The 25386-nt window shown below is 61.5% G+C and carries 21 protein-coding genes; 16 read left to right on the top strand and 5 right to left on the bottom strand.

Annotation, left to right across the window (positions count from 1 at the left end):
• Positions 1-20 precede the first annotated feature (20 nt).
• From ACFPN2_RS36185 to ACFPN2_RS36160, 6 genes are all read left to right on the top strand, one after another.
• On the top strand, positions 21-734 hold the full coding sequence (locus ACFPN2_RS36185; RefSeq protein WP_380605840.1) for a TetR/AcrR family transcriptional regulator: 714 nt from the start codon (positions 21-23) through the stop codon (positions 732-734).
• Positions 735-752: 18 nt separating this feature from the next.
• On the top strand, positions 753-1508 hold the full coding sequence (locus ACFPN2_RS36180; RefSeq protein ID WP_380605838.1) for an SDR family NAD(P)-dependent oxidoreductase: 756 nt from the start codon (positions 753-755) through the stop codon (positions 1506-1508).
• A gap of 3 nt (positions 1509-1511) precedes the next feature.
• Positions 1512-2756 (top strand): NAD(P)/FAD-dependent oxidoreductase, encoded by a 1245-nt coding sequence (locus tag ACFPN2_RS36175; RefSeq protein WP_380605836.1) that lies wholly within the window; start codon positions 1512-1514, stop codon positions 2754-2756.
• Between the two features lie 112 nt (positions 2757-2868).
• Positions 2869-3624 carry an SDR family oxidoreductase gene (locus ACFPN2_RS36170; protein ID WP_380605835.1) on the top strand — a complete coding sequence of 252 codons (756 nt, stop codon included), beginning with the start codon at positions 2869-2871 and terminating at the stop codon, positions 3622-3624.
• A 26-nt stretch (positions 3625-3650) separates the two neighbouring features.
• On the top strand, positions 3651-4439 hold the full coding sequence (locus tag ACFPN2_RS36165; protein WP_380605833.1) for an SDR family NAD(P)-dependent oxidoreductase: 789 nt from the start codon (positions 3651-3653) through the stop codon (positions 4437-4439).
• The gene (locus ACFPN2_RS36160) at positions 4436-5152 is read left to right on the top strand and encodes a dienelactone hydrolase family protein (RefSeq protein WP_380605831.1); all 717 of its coding nucleotides are present in this window, start codon (positions 4436-4438) and stop codon (positions 5150-5152) included. Before ACFPN2_RS36165 ends, ACFPN2_RS36160 begins: the two co-directional genes overlap by 4 nt.
• Here ACFPN2_RS36160 and ACFPN2_RS36155 read toward each other — a convergent pair.
• Positions 5133-5948 carry a phosphate/phosphite/phosphonate ABC transporter substrate-binding protein gene (locus tag ACFPN2_RS36155; protein WP_380605830.1) on the bottom strand — a complete coding sequence of 272 codons (816 nt, stop codon included), beginning with the start codon at positions 5946-5948 and terminating at the stop codon, positions 5133-5135. The two genes, ACFPN2_RS36160 and ACFPN2_RS36155, sit on opposite strands and share 20 nt — an antisense overlap.
• 198 nt (positions 5949-6146) lie before the next feature.
• Here ACFPN2_RS36155 and ACFPN2_RS36150 point away from each other — a divergent pair, with 198 nt between their 5' ends.
• Complete coding sequence (locus ACFPN2_RS36150) at positions 6147-6965, top strand: TauD/TfdA dioxygenase family protein (RefSeq protein ID WP_380605828.1); 819 nt, start codon at positions 6147-6149, stop codon at positions 6963-6965.
• Between the two features lie 13 nt (positions 6966-6978).
• The gene (locus ACFPN2_RS36145; protein ID WP_380605826.1) at positions 6979-8235 is read left to right on the top strand and encodes an MFS transporter; all 1257 of its coding nucleotides are present in this window, start codon (positions 6979-6981) and stop codon (positions 8233-8235) included.
• Positions 8236-8238: 3 nt separating this feature from the next.
• On the opposite strand, the gene ACFPN2_RS36140 is transcribed toward ACFPN2_RS36145, so the two are convergent.
• The 3 genes from ACFPN2_RS36140 to ACFPN2_RS36125 are packed head-to-tail and all read right to left on the bottom strand — an operon-like array spanning position 8239 to position 11436.
• Positions 8239-8727, bottom strand: a complete 489-nt coding sequence (locus ACFPN2_RS36140) for a nuclear transport factor 2 family protein (protein ID WP_380605825.1) — start codon at positions 8725-8727, stop codon at positions 8239-8241.
• Between the two features lie 25 nt (positions 8728-8752).
• A complete protein-coding gene (locus ACFPN2_RS36135) occupies positions 8753-10495 on the bottom strand; it encodes a UGSC family (seleno)protein (RefSeq protein ID WP_465270396.1) in 1743 nt (580 codons plus the stop codon).
• A gap of 11 nt (positions 10496-10506) precedes the next feature.
• Positions 10507-11436 (bottom strand): NAD(P)/FAD-dependent oxidoreductase, encoded by a 930-nt coding sequence (locus ACFPN2_RS36125; protein WP_380605820.1) that lies wholly within the window; start codon positions 11434-11436, stop codon positions 10507-10509.
• Positions 11437-11624: 188 nt separating this feature from the next.
• Here ACFPN2_RS36125 and ACFPN2_RS36120 point away from each other — a divergent pair, with 188 nt between their 5' ends.
• The 5 genes from ACFPN2_RS36120 to ACFPN2_RS36100 all read left to right on the top strand — a co-directional run bounded on the left by ACFPN2_RS36120 (position 11625) and on the right by ACFPN2_RS36100 (position 20458).
• The gene (locus ACFPN2_RS36120; RefSeq protein ID WP_380605818.1) at positions 11625-13448 is read left to right on the top strand and encodes a flavin-containing monooxygenase; all 1824 of its coding nucleotides are present in this window, start codon (positions 11625-11627) and stop codon (positions 13446-13448) included.
• A gap of 35 nt (positions 13449-13483) precedes the next feature.
• Positions 13484-14869: an aromatic ring-hydroxylating oxygenase subunit alpha gene (locus ACFPN2_RS36115; RefSeq protein WP_380605816.1), complete on the top strand. Its 1386-nt coding sequence runs from the start codon at positions 13484-13486 to the stop codon at positions 14867-14869.
• Positions 14870-14903: 34 nt separating this feature from the next.
• Positions 14904-16610: a thiamine pyrophosphate-binding protein gene (locus ACFPN2_RS36110; RefSeq protein WP_380605814.1), complete on the top strand. Its 1707-nt coding sequence runs from the start codon at positions 14904-14906 to the stop codon at positions 16608-16610.
• A 2-nt stretch (positions 16611-16612) separates the two neighbouring features.
• Complete coding sequence (locus tag ACFPN2_RS36105) at positions 16613-18037, top strand: aldehyde dehydrogenase family protein (protein WP_380605812.1); 1425 nt, start codon at positions 16613-16615, stop codon at positions 18035-18037.
• Between the two features lie 66 nt (positions 18038-18103).
• Entirely contained in the window at positions 18104-20458 is a 2355-nt protein-coding gene (locus ACFPN2_RS36100; RefSeq protein ID WP_380605811.1) for a TonB-dependent receptor, read from the top strand.
• Here ACFPN2_RS36100 and ACFPN2_RS36095 read toward each other — a convergent pair.
• Entirely contained in the window at positions 20455-21276 is an 822-nt protein-coding gene (locus ACFPN2_RS36095; protein WP_380605809.1) for an IclR family transcriptional regulator, read from the bottom strand. The two genes, ACFPN2_RS36100 and ACFPN2_RS36095, sit on opposite strands and share 4 nt — an antisense overlap.
• A gap of 113 nt (positions 21277-21389) precedes the next feature.
• Here ACFPN2_RS36095 and ACFPN2_RS36090 point away from each other — a divergent pair, with 113 nt between their 5' ends.
• The 3 genes from ACFPN2_RS36090 to ACFPN2_RS36080 are packed head-to-tail and all read left to right on the top strand — an operon-like array spanning position 21390 to position 25356.
• Positions 21390-22946, top strand: coding sequence for an acyl-CoA synthetase (locus tag ACFPN2_RS36090; protein ID WP_380605807.1), 1557 nt, complete (start codon positions 21390-21392; stop codon positions 22944-22946).
• 20 nt (positions 22947-22966) lie between these two features.
• Complete coding sequence (locus tag ACFPN2_RS36085) at positions 22967-24118, top strand: FAS1-like dehydratase domain-containing protein (RefSeq protein ID WP_380605805.1); 1152 nt, start codon at positions 22967-22969, stop codon at positions 24116-24118.
• A gap of 32 nt (positions 24119-24150) precedes the next feature.
• Entirely contained in the window at positions 24151-25356 is a 1206-nt protein-coding gene (locus tag ACFPN2_RS36080) for a CaiB/BaiF CoA transferase family protein (protein WP_380605803.1), read from the top strand.
• Positions 25357-25386 lie beyond the last annotated feature (30 nt).

The raw sequence follows: 25386 nt of genomic DNA, 5'->3' as shown, positions 1-25386 counted from the left end.
CCATAAGAGCGTCCGAACAAATGGCAGACAAGCGCCTGGCTAAGAAGCGCGATCCCGAGCGCACGCGTGAAGCGATCCTGGACGCGGCGCGCGAGGTGTTGGCGCAGGATGGCAAGGAAGGGCTGAGCGTCGCACGAGTGGCACAGCGCGCGAAGGTGAATCGCGGCACGGCCTATCAACATTTTCAGACACGCGAGCAGTTGATCGAAGCGACCGCGGCGTGGGTCAGCGAAAAGCTGCATCGCGCGGTGTTCGGCGATCCGGACGTCGCGAGCACGGTCCCCGCCGAGAATATCAATATCGAGTCGGTGAATACTCAGCTCGCTCAGTTCGCGATGGAGAATCCGGAGCTGGGCGGCGTGTGGCTATTCGAAGTGCTGAGCTCGCGCCGGCCGGCGAACGATACATTCTGGCGGACCTACGAATCGAAATTCGAGCAGTTCGCCGCGACCAAATTCGCGCAGCCCGACATCGACGTCGAGGTGCTGTCGGTGCTGATCCTGGCCGGCTCTTTCATCTGGCCGGTGTGGGCCCGTGCGCATGCGCGCACGGCGAATGAGCGGCAGGAAATGTCAGCACGATTTTCGCGAGAGATCTTGCGGCTGTGTCTGCACGGAACGCTCCGTCCGGAAATGTACGCGGAACTGGACGCCCGCGTGACCAAGGGAGCGAAAGCCGCTCCCGAGTTGCGGGCGGTTGCTACGAAGACGCGCCGTGCGTCTTCCAACTCCTGATTCAACGAGGCGAGAACAATGCCACTGGCTGGAAGGAATGTGATCGTAACGGGGGCGGCGTCGGGCATCGGGTTGGCCACGGCGCAGCGGTTTGCACGCGAAGGCGCGAACGTCGCCATCTGGGACCTCAACGAGGAGGGCGCGCAACGTTCTGCCGCTGAGTTGCAGGCATCCGGCGTGAAAGCGATCGGAAGCCGCGTCGACGTGTCGAATCGCAAGAGTGTGGATGCGGCCGTCGAACAGTTTCACGCGAAGATCGGTCAGGTGAGCGTATTGGTGAACAACGCAGGCATCACGTTGTTCCAGCCGTTCATGGAAACGACCGAAGAGCAGTGGGACCGGGTCATGCTGATCAATCTCAAGAGCATGCTGGTCTGCACGCAGGCCGTGCTGCCGGACATGCTGGCGGCGAAGTGGGGCCGCATCATCAATGTTTCTTCGTCGAGCGCTCAGACGGGCTCGGCTCGCATGACGGCGTATGCCGCGTCGAAGGGCGGCGTGATTGGTTTTACGAAGTCGCTGGCGCAGGAGCTCGCCGCGACTGGCATCACCGTCAACAACGTGCCGCCGGGCTTCGTCGACACGCCGATGCTTCGGAATGAAGGTGTCGCTGGTCTCGGCGTGAGTGTCGACGCCGTCGCTGCGCGCTCGCCCATGGGTCGCCCGGGCCGCCCTGAGAACATGGCCGCTGCGATTGTGTTTCTCGCGACCGATGATGCGGACTACATCACCGGCCATACCTTGAATGTGAATGGCGGTCGCTACTCGAGCTGAGCCATGGCGCAGCCGTCGGTTGCAATCATCGGCTCGGGGCAGGCCGGGCTTCAGGTCGCAGTCTCGCTTCGCGAGCTGCACTACGAAGGTCGCGTGGTGCTGATTGGCGATGAGCCGCACCTTCCGTATTCGCGGCCGCCCTTGTCGAAGGCTTATTTGCTCGGCGAGACTGCCGACCTTGCGCTCCGTCCGCAGGGATACTTCGCTCAGCATCACATCGAGCTGATTGCCGGCAAACGTGCGGTCGCGATCGACCGTACGCGGCGCATGGTGGGGCTCGAGGACGAGTCCGTGATCGAGTACGACCACTTGGTCCTTGCGACCGGTGCGCGCAATCGTCCGTTGCCGATTCCGGGTGCCGAGCTGGGCAATGTCTTCCTGCTCCGGACGCTCGATGAGGCGAATGTCTTACGCGAGCAAATGGTCACGGCGAGAAACATCGTCGTTATCGGTGCCGGCTTCATCGGTCTGGAGTTCGCGGCAACGGCCACGAAGTTTGACGCTATCGTCACCGTGCTGGATGTGGCCGATCGACCGATGGCTCGCGCGCTCTCAAAAACAATGTCCGCTGTATTCACGCGCGAGCACGAGAAGAGCGGCGTACGGCTGATGTTCAACTCTCAGGTGATGCGATTGCTGGGCGAGCGGCACGTGACTGCGGTGGAGACCGTCGATGGTCAGGTGTTGCCTGCGGACCTTGTGCTGGTCGGCATCGGCGTCATTCCGAATGTTGAATTGGCCGCGACCTGCAACTTGACCGTCGAGAACGGCATCGTCGTCGACGAGTTCCTGCAAACCAACGATCCTCACATCAGTGCGATCGGCGACGTCGCCGCCTATCCGAATCGATATTCCAATGGCGCGCGAGTGCGTCTGGAATCCGTGCAGAACGCTTCTGATCAAGCTCGATGCGTTGCCTCGCGGATCATGGGGCAACCTGCTGCCTACGAAGCAGTCCCGTGGTTCTGGAGCACTCAGGGCAACCTCAAGTTGCAAATGGCCGGTCTGCCGAGCGGCGGTTGTGAGGAGGTCGTTCGTGGCGATCTGAACTCATCGAAGTGCTCGGTGTTCCTGTTCCGTGACGGCAAGCTCGCCTGCGTCGAGACCCTCAACAAGCCGGCGGATCACATGCTTGCCCGCCGATTGCTGGCGGAGCGAGCGGCGCTGACGCCAGGACAAGCGGCTGACCCGACGTTCGATCTCAAAGCGTTGTTACAAAGTCCTGCCGGAAGAGTCGCGGCCGCTTAACAGGCCCCTGTGTCGCGAGGCGCAGCACCCGCTGTCGTGAGAGGCCATCGTGTGGCCTTGCTTTCCTGCGTACCATGAAAAGACCAATCCTGTTGGGGAGGTCGTTCAGGCCATGGCTGGAACTCTTGCAGGGCGTGTCGCTCTCGTGACCGGTGCGTCATCGGGCATCGGTGAAGGCGCGGCGCTGGCGCTCGCTGCGGCTGGGGCAACTGTCGCTGTCGCAGCTCGACGCGCTGACCGTCTCGACGATCTCGTAAAACGAATTCAGGCCGCTGGCGGAAAGGCTCTCGCGCTGCCGGGCGATGTTGTCGATGAGGCGTTCGCAAGAAACATCGTCGAGCAGACGGTGAATGCCTTCGGACGGCTCGACATCCTGGTCAACTCGGCGGGCATCATCCAGGCCGGTGGCGTTGAGAACGCGAACACGGACGAATGGCGTCGCGTACTCGAAGTCAATTTGCTGGCGACGTTGTACACGTGCACGGCCGCGATCGGCCCGATGCGGGCACAGGGCGGCGGCGACATCATCAATATTTCTTCGACCGCGGGCCGTCGCGCGGCTGCGCCGTTCGGGCCTTACTCAACGAGTAAGTTCGGTCTTACCGGCATGACCGAAGGGATGCGGCAGGAAGTGGGCAAGTACGGCATCCGCGTGTGCATCGTCGAGCCGGGCGCGACCAGCACCGAAGTCGCGGATTCGATCAGCGATCCCAACTATCGCAAGGCCATGCAGGCGCATGTTTCCAAGGACGGCGCGATGAAGCCGGAAGATGTCGCGGATGCCATTGTCTTCGTGCTCTCGCTGCCACGCCGGGCCAACGTATCGCAACTGCTGATCCGGCCGACCATCGACGTCGCGCCGATGTAACCAACCGTTCTCGGGGGAGTCTGCCAATGAAGCTTGCCAACAAAGTGGCGATCATCACCGGCGCGGCGGGCGGCATGGGCCAGGCCGCGGCCATTCTGTTCGCACAGGAAGGCGCGAAGATCGCGGTGATCGATCTCAAGGAAAGCGCCGCTCAACCCACGGTGGACCAGATTCGCGCGAACGGGGGAACGGCGATTGCCATTGGTGCCGACATCACGCGCACCGAAGATGTGAAGCGCATCGTCTCACGGACCGTCGACGAGCTCGGGCCGCCGAATATTCTGTACAACAACGCGGGCATCGACACGGAAGGCAAGAAGCCGCTGATCCACGTCACCGAGGATGAGTTCGATCGCACGGTGGCCGTGAACCTCAAAGGCCCGTGGTTGATGATGAAGTACGTCGTGCCTCACATGATCGAAGCGGGCGGCGGCTCCATCGTCAATACGGCTTCGATTGCCGCATTCTTCGTTTGCAATACGGTGGGCTACTGCGGGGCGAAGGCTGGGGTTGTGATGATGACGAAGGTCGCCGCCGTCGAACTTGGTCGTTACAACATCCGTGTGAACGCGCTGTGTCCTGGAGCGACCAAGACGCCCATGGGCGAGAAAGTGAAAGCGGAGATGGACGCACGCAAGGCCAAGCTGCCGGTCGTCGACAAGATGGGCGTGCTGGGTCGGATGGCGACGCCGCTGGAAATGGCTAAGATGGCGCTGTTCCTGGCCAGCGACGATTCCTCGTTCGCCACCGGCTCGGCCTTCATCAACGATGGCGGCTGGACTTCGATGAGCGGTTTGGAGACAGTGGCTCCGTGAAGACGCAGCAGCTCGCCTACAGTAGCGGCAAAACAAACTTTCTGGGCTACCTCGCGTGGGATGACACGCGAGCGGACAAGCGGCCCGGCGTCATCGTGTTCCCCGAAGCTTTCGGCCTAGGCGATCACGCCCGCGAGCGGGCGAATCGTCTCGCCCAGGCAGGTTACGTCGTGCTTGCCGCCGACCTGCATGGCGAAGGCTTCGTGCACAAAGACCTTTCCAGTCTACGGCCGGCCCTGCAAGGTTTGTATGCGAACCGCGCCGAATGGCGCTCCATCGCCACGGCTGCATTCGATGCCTTGATCGCGCAGCCGCTCGTCGATCGCAGTCGGATCGGCGCGATCGGATTCTGTTTTGGCGGCACGACTTGCTTGGAGCTGGCGCGTACTGGCGCCAGCGTCGGCGCCATCGCCACGTTTCACTCAGGATTGAACGTCGGCTTGCCGGAGGACGCCGGCCGCATGCGTTCTAAAGTGCTCATCTGTCACGGCTCGGAAGATCCGCTTGTCAGCAAGGACTCGATCGAGGCGTTCATGGCCGAGATGCGACGCGAGCAGCTTGATTGGCAGTTCCTCTATTTGGGGAACGCCGTGCACAGCTTCACCGAGCCCGCCGCAGATTCGCGGGGCTCGCCGCAGTTCGCATACAACAAGAATGCCGAGGCCCGCGCCTGGGCGGCAATGACTCACCTGTTCAACGAAACGTTCGGCTAACGGGCCCGAAGCGATCGACGGCGCGATGAAGCGCCACGTAGCCCGACAGCCTTCCGGGCAGCCACTGCTTCACATCTGCCATGTCGAGCAGCGCTCGAGCTTGTGGGTCGGTAGGTGACATCGCCAACAGCAATGCGACGAAACGCTCGATCTGCAGTTGAGGGGCGCCGTCGAGCACGGTGAGGTTGTAGTTATCGAAGGGCTCGGTCGTGGCTACGATCTGAGTTTCCTGCTCGAATAGCGAGTAATGAGCGTCGAGCAGGCAGCAGGCGTCCACCTTGCCGCTCATCAATGTTTCGCATGCATCGTCGACCTCAGCGCAGTGTTTGCCCAGGCAGGCGTTGAGATAGATCACCTCGAAGTCTGTGCCGGGCGCGAGTCCGGCTTGCGCGATCAGATCGAGCGGAACGAGGGTTGCCTGCGGCGAATCCTTGGCACCGACTGCGACACGTCGGCCTTTGAGATCGGCGATCCCGGCGATGTCACTATCGCGTCGGGACACGATCACGCTGTGAAGATCCCGATCGGAGTCGCGCATGGCAATCGCCGAGGCCTTGCGACCGTGCGCGACGGCCAACCGTTCGACTTCGATCCACGCCAGCGGCGAGTTCAGCGCGACGTGACATTGCCCGTCGAAATGATTTCGGACCTGCTGTTCGTAGTTGGAATACAGCACGTACTCGAAGGGCAGGCCGCGTTGAATGAAATAACGCTGGAATGCATCCCAGACAGTGACGACCTTCGGATCGGTAGCGACGGCGCCCAGAACCAGCGGCCGGGGGCGCGTTACAGACATCGTCACCTCCTCGAGCGAACCGGCGCCGATTCTTGGAGCCCGCCGCCGCCGGGGTCTCGACGGCCCACGACAAATCGGCGTCGCCCGGCGTCGAGACCGCCGCCCCGTCCTCTCTTATTAATAGGCGGACTGGCGTATTTTGTGCCTATAAACGGTTATCGGGCCGATATCGGTACGGGCTGATCGGAGACCCTTGCGATGACATTGCAGACCAGAGACCTCTCGCCGCGGATCGCGACCGAAATCCGGGCCGACAAGAAGACCCTGCTCAGCGGCGAGCACGCGGCCAAAATTCGCGAGCTGCTCGAGCTGCGCGGCGTGCTGGTCTTCCCGAAGGTCAACTTCAGCGACGAGGAACAGGTCGCGTTCACGCAGACGCTCGGCACGTTCGCCCCCGAAATGCGCGGCGACAAAGTTTATAAAGTCACGCTGGATACCAAGGTCAACGATCAGGCGGACTATCTCAAAGGCTCGCTGTACTGGCACATCGACGGCACGATGAACGCCGTGCCGATTCTCGCGTCGCTGTTGTCGATGCGGGTGCTGCCATCGACGGGCGGCGGCGATACTGAGTTCTGCAACACTTACGCCGCTTACGAAGATTTGTCGCACGAAGTCAAGCAGCAGATCGATAAACTCCACGTGATGCACTCGGCCTGGAACACGTTGTTCTATTACGATCCGGAGCCGCGCATCGATCTCCTGCGCAACATGATGCGCATCGGCGATCGCGAGCTGCCGCTGGTGTGGACGCATCGCTCGGGCCGCAAATCGCTGGTGATCGGCGCCACGGCCCGTCACGTCGTCGACATGGATTTCAAGAAGAGCGCCGAGCTGCTGGTACAGCTGCGCGATTGGGCGACGCAGCCGCAGTTCGTTTATCGGCATACGTGGTCGGTGGGCGACCTGGTGATCTGGGACAACACCGGCACGATGCACCGGGCGACGCCGTACGATCCTGCGTCCGGCCGTTTGTTACATCGGACCAAGTTGGAAGGCGAGGAAGCGTTCGCCTGAGTCTGGGGGTTCGTTGGATACGCACAAGAGCGCGGCCGCTGAATGGCGCCGCTTCGGATTCCTGCCGCTGGCCGCTGCGCTCGGGTATGCGACTTCGGTTCTGCACGTTTACTCGCTCGGCGCGTTCATCGGGCCGTTACAACATGAGTTCGGTTGGTCTCGCGCACAGATTTCTGTTGGGCTGACTGTTGCTGCTTTGATCAGTGCCATCGGATGTATTCCGGTTGGCATGCTGGTGGATCGCATCGGGCCGCGGCGCGTTGGCTTGATCGGCGTCGTTGCGATGAGCGCGGCCCTTGCGTGTGCCAGCACGGCGACGGGCACGCCGGCGAATTGGTTGGCGCTGTGGGGTGTGATCGCGATCGGCACCTTCTTCGTGCAAGCGACGGTGTGGACGAGCGCCGTCGCCAGCCGCTTCGAAGCTTCTCGTGGCCTGGCGTTTGCGATCACACTGTCCGGTGCGTCGCTGGCCGCTACGCTTTATCCCATTCTCGCGACCTGGCTGATCGGTAATTACGGTTGGCGCACGGCATATGCGGCAATGGGCGGCATCTGGGTGGTGCTGGTGTTTCCTATTCTGTTCTTCTTGTTTCGTGGGGCTCACGATCAGGGACGGAAGGAACAGGCAGCTGCTGCGCCGGTTGTATTGACGGGCGTCAGCTTCGCGGAGGGGCTGAGATCGGCGGCGCTTTATAAGTTGCTGATGGCGGCGGGCTTGTTTTCATTCACGGTGATCGGCGTGGCGGTGCACTTCGTGCCCATCCTGACCGATAGCGGCGCGACGCCTCTTTCCGCCGCGGGCATTGCCTCGCTGGTTGGGATTTTCTCTATTGTAGGCAGACTGGGCACTGGGTTTCTGCTCGACAGATATCCGGGGCATATCGTCGGCGCGATGGCGTTTCTGATCCCCATCGTGGCTTGTGTTTTGTTGCTGACCGATGGCGCGAATCCGGTGAGTCAGGCAGTTGCGGCTGCGATCTTCGGGCTCACGCTCGGTTCAGAGGTGGATGTGATCGCCTATCTCGCGGCCAAGCACTTCGGTCTCAAGAACTTCGGCGCGCTATATGGCGTCTTGCAGATGGCGCTTGCTGGAGGGACTGCGTTTGGTCCGTTAGCAGCCGGCGCGGTCTTTGACCGTTATCACAGTTATTCGCTGTTCCTGGTGTTGACGGCGGCGCTGATGGCGGCGAGTGCGATTGCGTTATTCACGCTCGGGCCGGTGAGACAAGCGGCGGCCCTGGATTCGTCAGGGGCCGCCGCTGACGCCTAAATCTCAGCTCTTCAAGAGCTGTTTGTTCACAAACGGGTCGTTGCCAACAAACAGCGGCTTGCCGCCGAACAGGACGATGCGCCACTCGCCGTCGGCTTCCCTGCGAAAGACCATCCGACAGTCCGTGACCATCGCCGGGCTGATCGCGCCAAGCACCGGTGGGTGGCCTTCACCCGCGTAGTTCACGTTGGTGAAGAACACCGTCGCATTGTTCTTATCCGCGACCTGCACTCGCATGTTCACGAACGTATGCATCGACACCCGAATCCCATCCTTATGCGAGGCCGGAATCCTCTGCGCCCGGTCGCTATAGAACTTGCGAATCGCCGTGTGTCCCTTGTGAGTGTAGTCGCCCACCGCGAACTCGCCGTCCTCGGCGTAGAACTGGGTGATGTTCAGGCCGCCGTTGGTGTCGATCTCATGAGCGAACTCCGACACCAGCTGTTGCAGCTCGAGGGCGATGACGGCCGTTTCGGCGTTGAACCTGGGCATGATCTGTCCTTAAGTAGTTAGAGCGTCATGGCTTCGCCCGGGCCGCGATCCGTTGCTCCCAGTTCTTCGGAAGCACGATCTTCTTCGCCGTCGGGAAGCCGAGATAACCGTTGTGAGCAAACACATAGGCGTTGGTCCGCAGCGGGTCGCCCGAGACCAGCACCATGAAATCGTCCGGCTCGAGCACGATGGGCACCAGCCGGTTCGGATCGTCCGACTCCGCGAACACCTTCGGTAGCCGACCCAGATTCACTTGATGTTTGAGCGACACGATCGGGAAATCCGCCCACGTCTCCGTGAACGCTTCCACTCGCCACGCCGGCATGCGCGCATGCTCGAACAAATATCGCTTCACGTCATCCTTCGACCACCCCGCCCGCGCCATGGTCTGCGCGAGAATCGGTGTGAGCACGAGTGCCGGCCGCAATGTGCCGAAGGTCAGCCCGCCGACCGTGAACACGATCTCCCAACCCGTCTGCTTCGCGAGACCGTCGGCGATGTAGGGCATCATCTGCTCGGGCTTGCTACCCGTCACTGACGCAAGCACTCCGCCACCTGTCATGCGCGTGATCGTGACGGTGTTGTCGCCAGCCTCGAAGCCCATGTCGACGCTGTTCGGCGGCCAGCCCGCTTTCTCGAGTGCATCCTCATTCTCAGCGAGCACCACACGAAATGTATTGCCGAACGAGCCCTTGTCCGTCTTGTGCGGCAAGAAGCCCGCGAGATTGCGCAGCGCCAGGCGCCAGAACCGGCCCACCGACGTGTTCGGCAAGAACCCGTCGCGCAACACGCCTTGCCGATAGTTGAAGCCGAGCTGTTTGATGATCGGTCCATTGAGAACGATCAGCGTCTCCGCGCCCGGCGTATTGCCGCTGTGCTCGACGCCATAGATCGGATCGGCCATCGCCTCGGCCAGCGCCACCAGAATCGGCATGTACTCGGGACGACAGCCGGCCATCACTCCATTCACGGCTACCGCCCAAATCGTCACAGCGCGACTTTCCGGCAGCACGATGCCGAGCGTTTCGTCCCGATCTCGATCGGTGAAACTCAGGAACTCCTCGATCTTCTCCAGCGTCGGCGGAACGATGGGCAAGCCGTCACTCCACTCTCGCTCATAGAAGTAAGCATTCACTTCCTCGAACGAGCCGCTGAACACGATGTCACGCGCGCCAGGCTCCGGCGGTAACTCCTGCTCGTCGGGCTGTTTCAATAGATTGTCGATCACCTGCTGAGCCGTGACGCTGAATACGTTGGCCCGCAGCTCTTCCACGCTCTGCGCACCGGGATGGCCCGGAATCATCGCGACAGCAAGGTTTGGCATGCCAAGACCCACCGACGTCGCGGCGGCCTGGCCGAGGAAACCCTCGCAGACCAGCGACGATGTTGGAAATCCACCCCGTTCACACGCTTCACTGGCCCGCAACACGGCGGGTGTGCAGCTGCCTCAGCAGGCCATCGATGAGATGGCTGCGTCGACTCCCAGTTCCCTGAAACGTTGCGGCAGCGACGCGAGCAGTTCCTTCTCGTTGACTCCGTGCGTCGTGCCGAACTCGCGCCAGCTGACGAACTTCACGTCCGGATACTGCTCGCGAATCTTCTCTTCGAGGGCGCTGAAGACTTCATCGCCGGCGAATAGAAAGTCCCACAGCTGCGCGACGGTCTTGCCGTTCAGCGTATCGAGCCGCTTCGCGAGCGGGCGCATCTTCAACCGGCGTTCGCCGCAGGGCCAGACGACGTCGTAAAGACCGTTGGATGTCTTTGCCATCGAATCTTTCCTCAACGCTTCAATCCACCAAGCCGATGCGAAGCGGCCTCAGCAGCTCGCACGCCCTCGGCCATCGCTTCGACAATATTGCCGCCGTAGCCGGCGCGGACGGCGCCGACCGCAAGCACGCGATCATCGGTCGTAGATAAATCCGGGCCGGTCGCGATGTGACCGGTCGTCGCAAGCAGCGACGACGGAATGAACTGTGCGTTGGGCGTGGCGCCGATAAACGGAAACAGCCCGGCGCAGTCGATCTCAGTAGTCGCGCCGTCCTTCACGTTGCGGACACGAACCCCGGTGACGCCATCGCCGCCCAGAATCGCGGTGACTTCACTGTCCCAAACGAAGCTGACGTTCTCACGGGCGGCGATCCGGTCGATGTAGTCGCGTTTCGCTTTGAGCGGACTACGGCACACCATGATCACGCGACGCACAGTTTTCGCGAGCACCAGCGCTTCCTGCACGGCGCTGTCGCCACCGCCAACGACGACAACCTCCTGGCCACGAAAGAAGCCACCGTCGCAGGTCGCACATCGCGAGACGCCGCGACCGACGAATTCCTCTTCGCCAGGGACACCGAGTTTTCTCAGGGAGGCGCCGGACGCAACGATGATCGCGTCCGGGGAATGCGTTTTGTTCTGCTCGTCGGTTAGCGTGAGGCGCGAGCCGAGGTCGAGCTTCGCGATGCCGGACTCGATGACTTGAACGCCGATCTTGCGAGCGTCCTGGAGGAGGTGGATGGCGAGATCCTGTCCCGAGAACTTGCCCGGCACAGACAGGCCGTCGACTTCGTCCACCGTGGCGACCAAGCCGCCGAACATCGGACTGCTTTCGTACAGTGTCACCAGTCGCCCGAGTCGCGCGGCATGGCGCGCGGCGGAGAGTCCGGCCAGACCTCCACCGATGACAGCGACCTCGCACATATTCTTGAGCGGCCTCATCCAACATGCACAGTACTCGACCTGTGTTTCACGACGCTTGACCTGAAGCGACTCATTCCTGTCCGCCGGCGCCAGCGCATTCGACCCATGAAACAAGGGGCCAGGAAGTCAACAGATGTGTTGACTAACGAAGGGTTTCTAATCAACACTCGCGTTGACTTCAAAGGCCGACCCCTGGATGGCGCTGCATGACCTGTCAGCCGACGCGGACCCCCGCCGAGATCGATATTCCTTCGTTGCGCGACAAGTATCGAGTAGAGCGCGAGAAGCGGCTGCGCCCGGACGGTCAGCGACAATATTTTCGTCCGTCGGGCGAGGTGGTCGCGAGCTATGCCGCCGATCCTCACCAGCCCATCAAGTCACGCGCGCCGGTGTCGGAAGAGATCGACGTCATCATTCTTGGCGGCGGCTGGGGCGGCATCATGGCCGCTTATCACCTGACCAAGGCCGGCGTCACCCATTTTCGTAACGTCGACACCGCTGGCGATTTCGGCGGCGTGTGGTACTGGAATCGCTATCCCGGCATTCAGTGCGACAACGAGTCGTATTGTTACTTGCCGCTGCTGGAAGAGATGGGCTTCATGCCGTCGAAGAAGTTCGCCGACGGCTGGGAGATCTACGAGTACGCGCGCTCCATCGCCGCGAAGTTCGGGTTCGCCGATAAGGCGCTGTTCCATACGCACATCAACTCGCTGCGGTGGGATGAGAAGTTGAATCGCTGGCGTGTGGGCACCAATCGCGGCGACGACATTCGCGCCCGATTCGTGATCGTCGCCTGCGGCGTGCTCAACATGCCCAAGCTGCCGAGCATTCCGGGTATCGACAAATTCAAGGGCAAGGTCTTTCACACAGCACGTTGGGACTACCAATACACCGGCGGTAGCTACGGCAGTCCGGTGCTCGACAAGCTTGCCGACAAGCGAGTCGCCATCGTTGGCACGGGCGCAACGGCGATTCAGGCCGTTCCCCATTTGGGCAAGTACGCCGAACACCTGTATGTCGTGCAGCGGACGCCGTCGAGCGTCGATGAGCGGCCCAATCCGCCGACCGATCCGGCATGGGTGAAGTCATTGGAGAGCGGCTGGCAGAAACAGCGCCAGGCGAACTTTCACCGCAGCGCCATGGAGTTTCTGGCGCCGGGCGAGACCGATCTGGTTTGTGATATCTGGACCGAGATCACTCGCAATCTGCACGCCGAACTGGCTGCCGAAGGTTGGCCCCAGCTCACGCCGCAGGAGTTCATGGCGCGACGTGAAGTGGTGGACTACCGGGTGATGGAGCGACTGCGCCATCGCATCGATGAGATCGTGGCCAACAAGCAGGTTGCGGAGTCGTTGAAACCTTACTACCGCTTCCTGTGCAAGCGGCCGCTGTCGAGCGACGACTTCTATCCGACCTTCAATCGTCCCAACGTGAGCCTGATCGACGTGTCCGACAGCAAGGGACTCGAGCGCATCACGGAGAAGGGCTTCGTGGTGGGCGACAAGGAATACGCCGTCGATTGCATCATCTTCGCCAGCGGCTTCGAGGTGACCAGCGATCTGAAGCGGCGCTGGGGCGTCGATGTCGTGCAAGGCCGCGGCGGAAAATCCATCTACGACCATTGGCCGGACGGATACGAAACGCTCCACGGCACGATGACGAACGAATTCCCGAATCAGTTCTACATTGGATACATCCAAGGCGGATTGAACGCCTCGGTGACCGAGCAGTTCGGTCAGCAGGGCTATCACATCGCGTACATCGTCAGCGAAGCGCTCAAGCGTAAGGCTGCAGTGGTGGAGCCCAGCAAGCAGGCGCAAGACGCCTACGTGAAGCATTTCCGCGAGATCGAAATCGATCTGTCCGAGTTTCAGCGCACCTGTCCGCCGGGCTATTTCAACAACGAAGGCGAAGAGAAACCGAAGTGGGCGCTGTTCCGCGGCTATGGGTACGGATGGGATGCGTTTCAGAAGCTGCTCAAGGACTGGCGCGACCAGGGTGATATGGAGGGTCTAGTCCTGACGCGTTAGCGCCGGGCTTGCTCGATCAGTTTGAGGGGGATGATGTGGATACTCTAGCGAATGTCAGTGTCGAAGAGCTGGCGGAGCCGCTCACTTATCCGGTCGAAGCGTTTATCTCCGAGGAGTATGCGCGGGCGGAAGGCGATCGGTTGTGGTCCAAGGTCTGGCAGCATGCCGGTCGCGTCGAGGAGATTCCCAAGGTGGGGGACTTCCTGACCTACGACGTCGGTGCGGACTCCATCATCATCGTCCGCTCGGCGCCCGACACGCTCAAGGCGTTCCACAATGTTTGTTCACATCGCGGGCGTCGACTCGTCGATGTTCCTCCCGGCGCTCAATGCGCGCACGGAAACAAGACGGGCTTCGTGTGCGGCTTCCATGCTTGGCGCTACAACCTGGACGGGAAGTGCACGTTCAAGCTGGATGAGCCCGATTGGAAGGGCGCGCTGACCGACGAGCGCACGCGCTTGAATGAGGTGAAGGTCGACACCTGGGGTGGTTGGATCTTCATCAACATGGATCCCAACGCGGTGTCGTTGCGCGAATACCTCGAGCCGGCCGCGTCGATTCTCGATCCGTTCGAGCTCGGCAAGATGCGCTTCAAGTGGCGGCAGTGGGTGATCTTCGATGCCAACTGGAAAACGGCCATCGAAGCCTTCATGGAGCCGTATCACGTCGCCGGCACGCACACGCAGATGCTCGAGCATGGCCAGTACTACGCCTATAGCGCGGCGTATGGATTGCACGGCGTGAGCGGCTTCGATGAGCGCGATCCCAGCCTCAAGATGAAGCAGAGCACGACCGTGACCCGCGCGGGCAAAGGTAGCGATGCTCGCATCTCGACTTACAACTTGCAGAACGAGATCTACACGACCGTCAACAAAGCCAGCACGACCGAGACGCTGGTCAACGCCGCCAAACGACTCGTCGATGAATTGCCGGAAGGCACGCCGGCGGATCAGGTGATCAAACACTGGCTGGAGCGTGCGAAAGCAGACGATGCCGCGCGTGGAGTGGTGTGGCCGACGATCACGCCGGAGCAGATGTCCAAGGCGGGCCTGGCCTGGAGCATCTTCCCCAACATGGCGATCCTTCAAGGCATCACGTTCGCCTTGTGTTATCGCGCGCGTCCGTATGGCGACGATCCTCACAAGTGCGTGTTCGAGTCCTATGCGATCGAGCGCTTCCCCGAAGGCGGCGAGCCGAAGACGGAATGGGTCTACGCCGATCCCACTCAGGAGAAGTGGGGACTGGTGCTGTCGCAGGACTTCTCGAACATGGCAGCGGTGCAGAAGGGCATGCGGTCGCGGGGCTTCCGCGGCACGTTGCCGAACCCCCACCAGGAACGAAAGGTCACCAATTTCCACCGCAATCTGGCCAGGTACATGCAAGCCGGTGCGCCCAGTGTCCTGCCGCGCGATTCCAAGTAACCAAACAGTCAGCACGACCCAGCGAGATCCGATCATGGCCGTCAAAGTTTACGAGCGCATCCTGCATCTGTTCGAGGCCGAGGGCATCAATACCCTGTTCGGCATTCCCGACCCGAACTTCGTCCATATGTTCCTCACCGCCGAGAAGCGGGGCTGGCAGGTCGTCGCGCCTCATCATGAGGAGTCGGCGGGCTTCATGGCGGAAGCGGCGTTTCGCATGACTGGCAAGCCCGGTCTTTGTATCGGCACGCTCGGCCCGGGTGTCGCGAATCTCGCGGGCGCGATGATGTGCGCCAAGGTCGAGAACTCGCCGGTGATCTTCCTCGGCGGTCAGCGTGCGCGCATCACTGAACAGCGCGTGCGTCGCGGTCGCATTCAGTTCATCAAGCAGTCGGGCTTGTTCGAGCCTTCGGTGAAGTACTGCGCGAGCATCGAGTACGCGAATCAGACCGATGAAATCATTCGCGAAGCGTTGCGCGCCACGCTGACTGGTACGCCGGGCCCGGCTTACGTCGAGTATCCGGCGCATGTGATTCAAGAGGAGCTGGATGTCGGTGAGCCACTGCCGCCGTCGGCGTATCGATTGGTGGAGCAGGGCGCCAGCGCGCAGATGATCGCGAAGGCCGTGGAGCTGATCAAAGCCGCCAAGAATCCCATCCTGCTCGTGGGCCACGCCGTGCATTGCTTCCGGGGCGGCGAGTCGGTCAAGGCGCTTGCAAACATCTTGAACTGCCCGGTCATTCAAACGTCGGGCGGCACTTCGTATATCGCCGGCCTGGAAGATCGCACCTTCCCATACGGCTTCTCGCCGGCCGCGGTCGAGGCGGTGGTGAAGTCTGATCTGTGTATCGCCATCGGCACTGAATTAGGCGAGCCCGTGCACTACGGTCTCGGCCGTCATTGGAAAGAGAACGACGCGAATCGCAAGTGGGTTTATATCGAGCTGGATCCAAAGGCGATCGGTGTGAACCGTCGCTTCGATGCGCCGCTGGTCGGCGACTTGCGCGCGATCGTTCCACAGTTGGTGGAGGCGCTAAAGGACTCGCCACGGAAGGCTGCGCCGGAGCTCGCCACTTGGATCAAGAGCGAAGAGAAGCGCATGGCGGAGCTGGCCGAGTCGGCCCCGAAGGGCGGCGAGCGCATTCACACCGCGCGCTACGTGGTGGAAGCGACCAAGGCGTTCCCGAAGGACGGCATCATGATTCGCGATGGCGGTGCGACCGTCATCTTCCAGTGGACGTACACGCAGGCGAAGCCGCTCGATGTGATCTGGAATCAGAACTTCGGTCACCTCGGCACGGGTCTGCCGTACGCCATCGGCGCGATGGTTGCCGATGGTGGCAAGCGACCGGGCATGTTGCTGACCAGTGACTCCGCTTTCTTGTTCCACGTCTCCGAGTTGGAAACCGCCGCGCGTCTGAAGCTGCCGCTGGTTTGCGTCGTGGGTGTCGATCACCAGTGGGGCCTCGAAGTCGGCGTTTACAAGCGCACCTTCGGCAAGGGCTCGGCCGAGACGGGGGTGCATTGGAGCAAGGACGTGCGCTTCGACAAGATGGCGGAAGGCTTCGGCTGCTACGGCGAGTACGTCGACAAGGCGGAGAACATCGGGCCGGCGATTGCGCGTGCTTATGCGAGCGGCAAGACGGCCGTCATTCACGTCGCCATAGATCCGACGGTGAATTCGGAAGAAATGCCGAACTACTCCGAGTTCCGCACCTGGTACGCCGAAGGAACTCAATAACCATGCGCGAATATCTGAAGTTCTACGTCGACGGCCAGTGGGTCGCGCCGATCGAGTCGAAGACGGTCAACACCGTCAATCCGGCGACCGAAGCGGTGTCCGGCACGATTGCGCTCGGCACCGCGGCGGATGTCGATCGTGCGGTGAAGGCGGCTCGGAAAGCCTTCTCTAGTTGGTCGAAGACCAGCCGCGAGGAACGCCTTCAAGTGCTCGAACGGATTCTCGCCGAGTATCAGAAGCGCGTCGGCGATCTGGCTGCTGCCGTTACGGAAGAGATGGGCGCACCGAAGGCGCTCGCCGGTGGCTATCACGTCGGGCTCGGCTTGGGCCATCTCACGACTGCTATCGCGATTCTGAAGAACTTCAAGTTCGAGGAGCAGAAGGGCGGCACGCTGATCGTGAAAGAGCCGATCGGCGTGTGCGGCATGATCACGCCGTGGAACTGGCCGATCAATCAAGTGACGGTCAAGGCTTTTCCAGCGCTCGCGACGGGCTGTACGATTGTGTTGAAGCCGTCGCAGGAGTCGCATTTCTCTGCGCACATTCTCGCGGAGATTTTCGATGCGGCGAAAGTGCCGGCGGGCGTGTTCAATCTCATTCAGGGCAAGGGATCGATCGTGGGCGCGGCGATGTCGACGCATCCGGGCATCGACATGATCTCCATCACCGGTTCGGAGGCGGCGGGCATCGAAGTCGCGAAGAATGCCGCGAGCACGGTGAAGCGGGTGTGTCAGGAGCTGGGCGGTAAGAGCGCGAACGTCATTCTCGATGACGCGGACTTTGCGAAGAATGTCGCGAAGGGTATCGCGGGCATGATGGTGAATTCAGGCCAGACCTGCAGCGCGACCTCGCGCATGTTGGTGCCGAAGTCACGAATGAATGAAGCGATTGCCGTGGCGAAGGAGGCGGCGGCGTCAGTCACGGTGGGCGATCCCAACGGCGATGTGGCGATGGGGCCCGTCGTTTCGAAGGCGCAGTTCAATTCGATTCAGGACTACATCCAGAAGGGCATCGCTGAGGGTGCGACCCTGGTTGCGGGTGGGCCGGGTCGGGTCTCCGGATTGGAGAAAGGTTTCTTTGTGAAGCCGACGGTATTCGCGAATGTCACCAACGACATGGTGATCGCGAGAGAGGAAATCTTCGGACCGGTGCAGGTGATCATCGGTTACGACGATGTCGATCACGCGGTGCAGATCGCCAACGATTCGGACTTCGGCTTGGCCGGCAACGTCGCCGGTGCCGATGCCGCGAAAGCCCGAGCGGTGGCGAGGCAAATTCGAGCCGGCTGGGTGTCGATCAACGACGGCTTCGACTTCAACGCCGCGTTCGGTGGCTACAAGAAGAGTGGCAACGGGCGCGAGTGGGGCGAGTTCGGCTTTCACGAGTACCTAGAGATCAAGTCGTTGCTCGGGTACGCGCCGGCATAGCTTACAGGCGGCACAGACCGCCACAACAAAACATCGTTAGACGTATGAGTGCGGAAGGGGGCTTCTGTGAGCAAGTCTGCTGTCTTTTTTCTTTGCCAAACCGTTCTTCTCTCCACTATCGCCGTCGACGCGAGGGCGTATAGCGAAGACGACGCGCAGTCGGCGCGCTCGCTGGAGGAAGTGGTTGTCACGGCGCGTAAGCGTGAAGAGTCGCTGCAAGACGTCCCAGTGGCCGTCGCGGTCGTCGGCGCGGAGCAGCTGAAGAATAACGTCGCGAGCGATCTCTCCAAAGTCGGCGAGCTCGCGCCGCAGGTGAGTATGTCGCAAGGCGGCTCCGGCACGGGTGCCGTCATCACGGTGCGCGGTGTGAGTTCGGCATCGAACGACTCCGGTCTGGATCAGAGCGTGGCAATCGAAGTCGATGGCGTGCCGATCAGCCGAGGGCAGGTCATCTCCGCATCGGTCTTCGATCTGCGGCAGGTCCAAGTCTTGCAGGGCCCGCAAGCATTGTTCTTCGGCAAGAACTCTCCCGCCGGCGTGATCTCACTCCGCTCAGCCGACGCGACCGATACATTCGAAGCCTACGTCACGCCCGGCTACGAATTCGAATCCGAGCAGCGCTTCGTGGAAGGTGCCGTCTCCGGTCCGCTCAGTGACACATTCAAAGCGCGCCTCGCTTTTCGAGGCAGCGAAATGGACGGCTGGGTGAAGAACACGGCGACACCCATCGCTGACATCGTGAATCCAGCCGTCACCGATCCGGGCGCGACGATGGGCCGCACCGGGCCCGACGATGAGATCTACGCAGCAAGACTGACCCTGCAGTGGCAGCCCAGCGACGATTTCGATGCGAACTTCAAGCTGCTGATGAACTCGCAGGAGCGTAACGCCGGCAACGCGAGCTCCGAGCCTTTCTGCATCAATGGCCAGACGACGCCGGTCATTCTCGGCACTCGTCCCATCCCCGGAGCGGATTGTCAAAAGAACCAAACGAAGTCGCACGGCGCGGTCGCCCCGGTCTACGCAGCGAATGTGCCGTATTCGAACGGCGGCGTGCCGTATCTGGATTCGCGATTCACGCTGGCGTCGTTGAATCTCAACAAGGATTTCGGTCCGATGTCGCTCACATCGACGACCGGCTACTACGATCAAACCGTCCAGCAGATGAGCGTGTCCGACTGGAGTCCCTACGCGACGATCTGGGCGGCGAGCAAGGAGCAGTATGAGTTGATCACCCAGGAACTGAGAGCGAGCAGCGATTTCGACGGCCCGCTGAATTTCATGGTCGGCGTGTACTACGAGACGTTCGATCGTCCGTATCTCAATTCCTCCGACCTGTTCCATGTATTCAACCCCGTCGCGCAGAACTACGCGTCGGTGACGATGGATTCGAAGTCGAGCGGCGATTACTTCTCCGGATTCGCCCAACTGCGCTGGGACATTACCGATGCAGTCGAGCTGGCTGCCGGCGCGCGATACAGCCACGATGAGAAGGATATTCGCATCGTGAATCTGGAAACCGGCCCGGCGTACCCGACGTTGCTCGCGCGAGGGCAGCCGCTCACGTCGAGCTACAAGGATGACAACGTGTCACCCGAAGTGACGGTCACGTGGAAGCCCGTGGACGATCAGACTTTGTATGTCGCGTACAAGACCGGCTACAAGGCCGGCGGCATCTCCAATCCATTCCTGGTCTTCCGAAATGCGACGGCTCAGAACCTGCAGTTCCAGCCGGAAGAAGCGAAGGGCGTCGAAGCAGGGTACAAGGCGACGTTGCTCGATCGCACGTTGCGTCTGGATCTGGTGGGCTATCGCTACGACTACGAAGATCTGCAGGTCGTTTCCTATAACGCGGAGACGATCAGCTTCACGATCAACAACGCAGCGCAGGCGGCGATCAAAGGCATCCAGGGCTCGTTCGAATGGTCTGCGCTCGATGAGCTGAGCTTGCACGGAAACATCGGCTACAACCGCGCTGAATACGACAGCTTCCCCAACGCGCAGTGCTATCCCGGTCAGACGGCGGCGCAGGGCTGCGTCGGCGGCGTGCAGAGTCTTGCGGGCAAGGCGCTCTTGCGTGCGCCGGAGCTCACCTACAGCTTGGGCTTCGACTACAAGCCACAACTCATCTCCGGCTGGGACACCACCCTCTCGGCGCTCGCGTCTCACAGCAATGCATTTCAAGCCGCGACCGATTACGCGCCAGGTGGCTTCCAGGAAGCCTACTGGCTGGTGAACGCCGCGCTGCGCGTCGGGCCGGACAGCGGCTCGTATGAAGTGGCGTTGATCGGCCGCAACCTCACCGATACGTACTACATGCTCAACGTGAACGGCTGGTCGGGCGCCAGTAATCCCAACCAGTTCGTCGGTTTCTTCAATCGCCCGCGCGAGGTGGTGCTACAGGCGACCGTTCGCTTCTAGTTCCACTCGGGCAGCGTTTCTCCGCTGAGCTGATTCGACAGCGTCTGCGCCGAGGAGCGCAGCGCTGCCGCCAGCGAGGACAGCCCGGACCGCTGCGCGCTGCCGATGCCGATCGCCACGAGGGCGTGGCTCAGCTTGGCACGAGCTTTCCAAACGGGGGCGGCGACGACGGTGACGCCGGAGATGTAATTGCCATCGTCAATGGCATAACCCTGCGCGCGTGTTTGTTTCACCTGCGTCTGCCACTGCTCGAAAGTCGGCGCCTCGTCCCAGCGCAAGGCTCTGAATTTCGTTTCGATCTTGGCCTCGGGATGATCGCCGAACGCGGCGATACAACGGCCCGTGGCGCTGATCAACGCGGGAAAGCGACTGCCGATCTGGGTGCTGAGCTGCAAGTTCTGTCCGGACTGTGCGATGGCCACCACGATGATGTGATCCAGCCCGACGATGTGCACGCCGAGCATGGTCACGCCAAACGACTGCGCCATGCGCTCCAGGACGGGCTGTGCGAGATCGGTGAATTGATTTCGTCGCAGCCAATGACGCGCCAACGTGAGCACGCCGGCCTCGAGCGAATAACGCTTGGTGTCCGGATCGAAAGAAACAAACTCTTCGGCCACCAGCGCACGTAACACGTGCAGGCAAGTGCTGGGAACGAGGCCCAGCTCGCGCGCGATGGATTGCACGCCGAGCGGCGCATCGCTCTTGCCCAGCAGACGCATGACCGCGGCCGCGCGCGAGATCGCGGGCGCTTTGCTGGTTTCCATTGCCTTGGCCAATTCGCGCGGCGAAGCGGAAGACGGGCGTTTGGTGATCATGGCTCCCCCTGAAAAGCGTGGATCAAGTGTTCTATATATCGAATAACATTCAATATTTGCAATAGCTTATCTCGTTGTGGCAAGTTGAGCCAAAGCACGCGACGACAAGTTCTATGGCGTTAACCGACTACACCCGCTACGCGCAGGCCCAGCAGTTTGCAAACTCCAAGGCGTTGTGGGATTTGTTCGAGGGCGATAGCGAATATTTGAATATCGCCCGCGAGTGCATCGGCCGGCATGCCGATGGCTCCGGCCGCATCGCTGTTCGTATCGCCCATGCCGACGGCACCGACGAGATTCTGTCGTTCGACGCCATCGCCGCCGGCTCCGCACGTTTCGCTCATTGGCTGATCGCCAATGGCATTCAGCCCGGCGACCGGATCGCGTTCATGCTGGATCCGTCGCTGCCGTTCTACATCAGCCTGTTCGGCGCGATGATGACGGGTGCCATCAGCGTGCCGTTGTTCACGTTGTTCGGTCTTGACGGACTGCGACTGCGAGTCGACGACTGTCAGCCGAAATTGCTGATTACCAACGCCGAGAAGGCCCCGATCGCCAGGCAGATCGAAGGCGTCCGCGTCGTGGTCGCCGATGCCGCGCTCCTCGAGGAGATCTCGCGTTTCCCGACGAAGTACGAGACGAAGACACGGGCCAACGACATGGCGGTCTTCCAGTACACCTCGGGTACGACGCGTGAGTTGCCGGCAGCGGTGAAGCACACCCATCGCTCCATCGTCACGCTGATGTTCGCGGCGCTGTACGGCACGGGCATTCGCCCCGGCGATGAGTTCTTCTGTCCGTCCTCACCGGCGTGGGGGCACGGGCTGTGGCATGGCACGTTGGCGCCGCTGGCGCTGGGCGTGACGACGGGAACGTTTGCTGGCCGCTTCGATGCCGTGCGGCTGATGAAGGCGCTGCAGGACTTCAAGATCACGAACATGTCGGCGGCGGCGACTCACTACCGCATGATGAAGAACTCCGAGCGCGCCAACGAATTCAAGTTCTGTTTCAAGAAGCTTTCCTACACCGGCGAGCCCATCGATCCAGCGACGCTGGAGTTCATCGATCGGACGTTTCATGTGCCCGCGTGCAGCATGTATGGCACGACGGAGATTGGCGTCGTGCTGGTCAACTATCCGGGCGCGGATGACTACGTCGTCAAACCGGGCTCGCTGGGCAAGCCCATTCCTGGTTTGAAGCTGCAAGTGCAGAAGCCGGATGGCACGCCGTCTGAGCCGAACGTCGTCGGCGAGCTGATGTTGTGGCGACGTGATCGTTGGGAAACGACCAAGGATCTCGCGAAGGTCGACGACGAGGGTTATTTCTATCACGCCGGCCGTGCCGACGACGTGATCATCTCCGCCGGTTGGACCATGAGCGCGGTGGAAATCGAGAACACGTTACTCAAGCATCCCAACGTGAAAGAGGCCGCCGTCATCGGCGTGCCCGATGCCACGCGCGGACAAGTCGCCAAAGCGTTCATCGTGAGCGACCGCGCGCCCAGCGACGCCTACGTGGACGAGCTGAAGCAATTCACACGCGATCGGCTCAGTCAGCACGAATTCCCCCGTCATATCGCCTTCGTGAGCGAGCTGCCGAAGACGCCGGCCGGCAAGGTTCATCGCAAGGTCTTGCGCGATCGCGAAGCCGCGGCCGCCGTCAACAACTGAGTTATTCGCAGGAGAGATGAATGTCCACGGTTCAGAGCGCTGTCACCAATCGCTTCCCCAAGATCACCGAAGAAGGTCTGGAGGATCTGCGCAAGCGGATTGGCGTGCCGATCACTGACACGGTCGAGCCGTGGAACTACGAAGCGACGCGCGATGCCATCCGTCACTACGCGCACGGTATCGGCGACGACAATCCGCTGTGGTCCGATCCGGCGTACGCGGAGAAGACCAAGTACGGTTCGATCGTTGCGCTGCCGAGCTTCTTGTTCTCGACCAGCCGCATCGTGTCGGGCTACGTCGGCGGCCTCGCGGGCGTGCATGCGATGTGGGCGGGCGCGGACTGGACCTGGTACAAGCCGGTGCTCCGCAATGATGTGATCACCACGCAGGCGCACCTGAAGGATCTGATCGAGCACAAGACGCGCTTCGCCGGTCGCGCGTTCCAGCAGATCTATCACGTCGACTTCTTCAATCAGCAGGGCGACAAGGTGTCCGAGTGCGACTCGTGGGTGTTCCGCACCGATCGTGACGAAGCGCGCGAGCGCGGCACCAAGTACACCGAAGCGCGCGGTCGCGTCGAGCAGTTCACCAACGAGCAGCTCGCTGAGTTCTACAAGCTGTACGAGAAGGAAGAAATTCGCGGCTCGAACAAGCGCTACTGGGATGACGTGAAGGAAGGCGAGCAGCTGCCCCGTATGATGAAGGGGCCGATGACGGTTACTGGCTTTATCTGCTACGCGCAAGGCTGGGGCGGCCTCTACATTCGCGCCAACAAGCTCGCGTGGAAGATGCAGAGCAAGCATCCGGGCCTCGGCATCAAGAACCGTTTCAACGTGCCTGACTGTCCGGAGCGCGTGCATTGGGATGAAGCGTTTGCGCTCGAGGTCGGCGCGCCCGGTGCTTACGATTACGGTCCGGAGCGTTGTTCGTGGCTCACGCATCAAGTGACCAACTGGATTGGCGATGACGGTTTCCTGCGCAAGGCCAAGTGCCAGATTCGCCGTCACAATCCCGATGGCGATGTCGTCTTCATCGACGGCGTGGTCAGCCGCAAGTTCGTGGAAGGCGGCAAGCATCTGGTGGAGATTTCGCAGAACGCGCAGACGCATCGTGGCGAGGTGTCGGCGCACGGGTCGGCGATCGTTGAGTTGCCGACGCGCGGAGCGCGCTGAGCTAGGATGACGGTCCAACGGGAGGTGCGACCATGAGCGCTGCCAATTGGGCCGGACCGCTGCAAGGCGTTCGCGTCCTCGACTTCACTCGCGTCCTGGCGGGGCCGGCGGCTGCGCTGGCCCTGGCCGATCTGGGCGCGGAGGTGTGGAAGGTCGAGCCGCCGGGGACAGGCGATGACACTCGCCTGTTTCCTCCCTTTCGCGACGATGTGAGCCATTATTTCTTGAGCGTGAATCGCGGCAAGAAAAGCATCGTCATCGATCTGAAGACTGAAGCAGGCGTCGCACTGGCCAAAGACCTGGCCGCGAAGTGCGACATCCTCATCGAGAACTATCGCCCCGGTGTCATGGATCGATTGGGCCTGGGCTACGAAGCGCTGTCCGCGATCAATCCGCGACTGATCTACTGCGCGATCTCCGGGTTCGGCATGACCGGGCCGCTGCGCGATCGACCGTCGTTCGACATCGTTTTGCAGGCGATGTCAGGGGCGATGAGCGTCAATGGGGAGATGGGCGGCGCGCCGATGAAGCTGGGCATTCCGCTCGGAGATCTGGTGGGCGGCGTCAACGGTCCGATCGGAATTCTCGCGGCGCTGTACGAGCGTAGCGTGACGGGGCGCGGCCGGCTGATCGATGTGAGTCTGCTCGACGGTATGTTTGGAATGCTCGGCTATCTCGCGCAGCTGGCGTTTTTCACGGGTCAAGATCCGAAGCCTCAGGGATCACAGCATCCGAATCTCGTGCCGTATGGAACGTTCCCAGCGCGCGACGGTTCGATCATTATCGCGTGCCTGACAAACAGCTTCTGGGGACGAATCTGCGCTGCGCTCGACATGCCGCAGTTCATTAACGACCCGCGCTTCGACACGCTCGAACGGCGTCGTGATAACCGGAACCAGGTCAATGAGCTGATCGCGACGTTTACCCGGCACAGGACCGTGCAAGAGTTGGTCGATCTGCTGACTGAGCATGAAGTGCCGCACGCGCCGATTCTCGGCATCAAGGATGCGCTGGCGCAGCCGCAAGCGGTGGCACGAGAGATGGTGGTCGAGACCGAGCATGAAGTGCTGGGCAAGATTCCCATCGTCAACCGACCGATCAAGTTTCCCGGTGACGCGCAGCCCGTGCCCGAGGCGCCGCCGGTGCTGGGCCAGCACACTGACGAGATTCTGCGCAGCGTGCTTGGCTTGACCTCGGAACAGATCGACCAGTTGCGAAGTGCGAAAGTCGTCGCCTGAGGTCGGGATGCGACGGCGGCGGTGACGATA

It is taken from the genome of Steroidobacter flavus (genome assembly GCF_042651805.1).
Taxonomy (GTDB): Bacteria; Pseudomonadota; Gammaproteobacteria; order Steroidobacterales; family Steroidobacteraceae; genus Steroidobacter; species Steroidobacter flavus.
This window is presented reverse-complemented; position numbering and strand designations above follow the sequence as displayed.